Source organism: Bacteroidia bacterium, from assembly GCA_019695265.1.
Taxonomy (GTDB): domain Bacteria; phylum Bacteroidota; class Bacteroidia; order JAIBAJ01; family JAIBAJ01; genus JAIBAJ01.
Genome location: JAIBAJ010000187.1, coordinates 1 through 3,654, shown reverse-complemented (window position 1 = coordinate 3,654; position 3,654 = coordinate 1). Strand labels below are relative to the sequence as shown.

The 3,654-nt window shown below is 34.4% G+C and carries 3 protein-coding genes; all 3 read left to right on the top strand.

What is annotated here, in order from left to right; genetic code table 11:
- The coding region (locus K1X82_15105) for a hypothetical protein (protein ID MBX7183438.1) at positions 1 to 541 on the top strand (541 nt) is incomplete at its 5' end.
- Positions 538 to 2,061, top strand: a complete 1,524-nt coding sequence (locus tag K1X82_15100; GenBank protein MBX7183437.1) for a hypothetical protein — start codon at positions 538 to 540, stop codon at positions 2,059 to 2,061. The genes K1X82_15105 and K1X82_15100, both read left to right, overlap by 4 nt.
- A gap of 5 nt (positions 2,062 to 2,066) precedes the next feature.
- Positions 2,067 to 3,654, top strand: a 1,588-nt coding sequence (locus K1X82_15095) for an AAA family ATPase (GenBank protein ID MBX7183436.1), incomplete at its 3' end; no start/stop codon positions are given.

The following is a 3,654-nucleotide window of genomic DNA, read 5'->3' as shown; positions in this document are numbered from 1 at the left end:
GGCATTTGACCTGAGAATGAAAGACAAGGGAGTTCAGGAATATCCAATGTCTAACAAAGTGGGCTATTGGTTTGAAAAGGGTAAACTGGAAAAAGATAAATTCAATAAAGTTCAATTGGTGGGTAAACAAAAAGATAAGAACTGGCACTTTGGAATTTCGGCAGCAGGCAAGCTTTATCCCTTTCCTGTGCTGATGGTTTCTACACATATCTATTTTACACAAGACGGAATTACACCTATTGAAAGCAAAAGTATTCAACATGCAGCAAGAAGAAGGCAAGGTAAAAACTGGTGGAATGACGATTGGCGAAATAAACTACTTGCCTTTGTAAAATATCTTTCAGATGATGAAACCAGTTTTTATCTGGAAGCAGGAAGTGAAGAAAAGATTCATGTTTCAAATGAGCCTGTTCAATTTGTCGGGCAATTCAGCTATAACATTCCCGATAAAAATACGCTGGAAGATGAAGCTGAAATCTCAGATATAAATGACCTGAATGAATTAGACGAAGAAATGATTGAAGAAGCCGATTCAGAATGAAAGAACTGATATACATACCTGAGCCCAATATACTCTTTGCCAATGGACAGAAATGTGCAGATGCAAGAGACGGCCTTGCCTTATTTGGTCCGCTTAATAAAATTTACGGTATTAAAAGCGGTGTGGTAGCAACACAAGACGGACTACGCATTTTCAAGAACTATATTAAGCACATTCAGAAGCCAATCTATAACACCAATAATATTACCCGACCCATGTTTCCTGGCTTTGAAGCCGTGTTTGGGTGCAAATGGGATACAGACCATGTTGTCTTCAAAGAAGTAACAAATGAAGAAATCGGGAAATTACTATACACTGACAGCACGCACAAAAGGACGTATGATTTGGTGACATTATTCATTAACAAAATAATTGCAGCCAACAAAAACGAAGATGAAAAGGTAGACGTTTGGTTTGTGGTAGTTCCTGATGAAATCTATCAATACTGCCGACCTAATTCGGTATTACCCAAAGATTTGGTTCAAAATAAATCATTACTTACAAAATCGTCTGCCAAGAAAATTTCATTTCAGCTTAATGTATTCGAGAATATAGAGCAAGAAATAAAAGAAAAGGTTATTGAATCTCAGACATACAACTATGACGCACAGTTTCATGACCAATTAAAAGCGAGATTGTTGGAAAACACCATCCCTACACAGATACTAAGAGAAAGCACCTTAGCATGGCGAGATTTCAAGAATAAGTTTGGTGCACCAAAAAGAGACTTTTCAAAAATCGAAGGTCACTTGGCGTGGACAGTTTCAACTGCTGCATTTTACAAAGCTGGTGGTAAACCTTGGAAACTATCAGATATTAGAAGTGGGGTTTGCTATCTTGGACTAGTTTACAAGCAAATTGAAAAAAGTAAGAACCCAAAAAATGCTTGCTGTGCCGCCCAAATGTTTTTGGACAATGGAGATGGAACAGTTTTCAAGGGTGAAGTTGGACCTTGGTATAATCCTGAAAAGGGAGAATTCCATTTAAAACCGAAAGAGGCAAAAGCATTGTTGACTCAGGCTCTAAAATCATACGAAGAACAAAACGGAGTTTATCCAAAGGAAATTTTCATTCATGCCAAAACAAAGTTTAACGGGCAGGAATGGAAAGCATTTCAAGAAGTAACTCCTGAAGGAACTAATTTAGTTGGCGTTACAATAACTAAGACAAAGCCCTTAAAGCTGTTTAAATCAGAAGGGAATTACCCCATAATGAGAGGTAACGCTTTTATTGTAAACGAAAAGAGTGCTTTTCTTTGGACAGTTGGTTATGTTCCGAAAACTGAATCAACTTTATCAATGGAAGTTCCAAACCCAATTTTCATTGAAATCAATAAAGGTGATGCGGACATTGAACAGGTTTTAAAAGATATTTTGGCGTTGACTAAATTGAATTACAATGCATGCATTTATGCGGACGGAGTTCCAGTGACACTTCGATTTGCCGACAAAATAGGAGAAATATTAACAGCCAGTACAGACCTAGTAGCCCCCCCATTGGCATTCAAATTTTATATTTAAGAACTATGAAGCTTTGTTACATATGGATAGAAGATTATAAAGGATTCATAAACCAAGGCTTTAACCTGGCGACTGAAAACACTTTTGAATATTCAAATTCGATTCTAAAGAGAACTGAAAATAAAAAGCACATAAAGAACTTTTTTGGAAATGGCATCACCGATGTCATTGGAATCATTGGAAAGAATGCTTCTGGGAAAACCAACCTTTTAGAGTTAATACAATATATTTCAGACGGTGCTAATACAATTATAAATAAACCATTCTTTGCTGTATTTAACGATGGGAATTACTACACTATTTACAATTACAAAATGCCTTTCATAAAGAATGATTTTGGGGCAGAAATAAAAAGCTATGACGGTAAAATACCATCTATAAATTCAATCTTTTTCTCTAATGTATTTGATGGCAGACGACATAATTTCAGCAAGAAGAATATAAATATTTCAACAAATGACTTGCTGAATAGCTCTTTCGGTGAAAACATTAATAAAAACTATCAAAAAACTATTCAACAACAAATAAAATTCATAAAGAGTCCACAATTCAAGTTGCTTGAAGATGTGGAAATCTCTGTTAATTCAAGTGCAAATCAAAAACTGAAACCTTCTAAGGTTATTCTTACTTCGCCAATCTGGTCAAACATTATTAACCGTATTAAAACTTTTGACGAGAAATATAAAAGAGAAACTGAGAATGAAATACGATTGAAAGAATTTGTATTAAGTTTTAGAAAGAAAATTACAGATAATAAGTCAACGAATTCCATAAAATACTTCTCTGCATTTCTTGTTTTTATTGATTTTATCTTGAATAGAGATATTTTAAATCATGTTGACGGGAAAGTCATTAAGGATAAAAAAGAACTTCATCGAATATTAAATTCGCTATTCGAGGTTACGCAATCAGATTTTAGAATTGATGACATTTTTAAATATTTCATTGGAGACTTTGCAACTACCATAGATAAATATTGGGGCTTTTTTGAAACCTATAAATTTCTTACAGAGTTGGCAGATAGAGATTTGGGCAATCAAAGTAATTCCGAATTTAAAGAAGACATTGGCACATATGCAAATCGAAGAGTTCAATTTACCTTAGAGTACAATGACAGAGTTGGCTCATTCCTTACAGGGTATTTGGACGCAACAACAAACCAAAGTTTATCATATAGCGTTGAGTGGGCTGGCATTAGCAGTGGTCACAAGGCTTACATAAATTTATTTGCAAATTTCTATTCGATTGCTGGAAAGATTAAGGAAGATAATGTATTGATATGCATTGATGAAGGTGATTTATATTTTCATCCCAAATGGCAGACCGAATTTTTATTTAAATTAATAAACATACTTCCAAAGTTACTTGACAAGAAATGTCAAATATTTCTCACTACGCATTCCCCATTTTTAGTTTCAGATTTACCAAAGAGCAATTTACTTTTTGTTGAAAAGAATTTAGATGGAAGCCTTTCTGTTATACCAAAAGAGCAAATTGAAGGAGAAACTTTTGGTGGAAATATTGGCGAACTTTATTTGGATGCATTTTTTATGCAAGATAGTTTAATTAGCCACTTCGATGCTTCTAAAATTC

What these genes read in the sequence shown, in the direction of transcription:
- K1X82_15100 (MBX7183437.1), top strand. Translation starts at nt 538, where the DNA reads ATGAAAGAACTGATATACATACCTGAGCCCAATATACTCTTTGCCAAT.